This window comes from uncultured Microscilla sp., assembly GCF_947493425.1.
Taxonomy (GTDB): domain Bacteria; phylum Bacteroidota; class Bacteroidia; order Cytophagales; family Microscillaceae; genus Microscilla.
In genome coordinates, this window is sequence record NZ_CANLRP010000504.1 from 1 (window position 1) to 434 (window position 434).

1 protein-coding gene is annotated in these 434 nt (G+C 38.0%); it reads right to left on the reverse strand.

The genetic code is table 11. The features are described 5' to 3' along the window. On the reverse strand, positions 1-371 hold a 371-nt coding region (locus Q0954_RS34505; RefSeq protein WP_299466783.1), incomplete at its 3' end, for a hypothetical protein. Between the last annotated feature and the right edge of the window lie 63 nt (positions 372-434).

The window sequence follows — 434 nt, forward strand, 5'->3', positions numbered from 1 at the left end:
CTTTTAAGCAAGTAGTTTTTATAAAATACCTGATAACTCGTATCCGACTCTTGGCAAATGGTATACTCACCTGCCAAGGCTACAATATTTGCAGGAAGTGTTCCTGTTTTTTTATTTGTTTTTGAAAAAAAATCGACTGAGCGACCAGGAGTGTCTTTGTTCCGGTAAGGATTTTTGGCATAAATTACCTGAGCTACTTTTGTACCCAAATAAACATAATCATTTTTGTTGTAAACACGAATTCTCCCCTCTTGCTTATAGGGAGTTGTTTGTAAGAATGGGTCAGTAGCCCAGTGTCCCTCTATCATACAGTAGCCTTTCATCCATACCACCGGAAACCTATGATCTACTGCTTTAAAGGTATGTAACAATTTGTGGTTTTTATTCTTTAAACAAGCCACCAACCGTTGCCTATAAAGCTTTTTGCCTGCCCT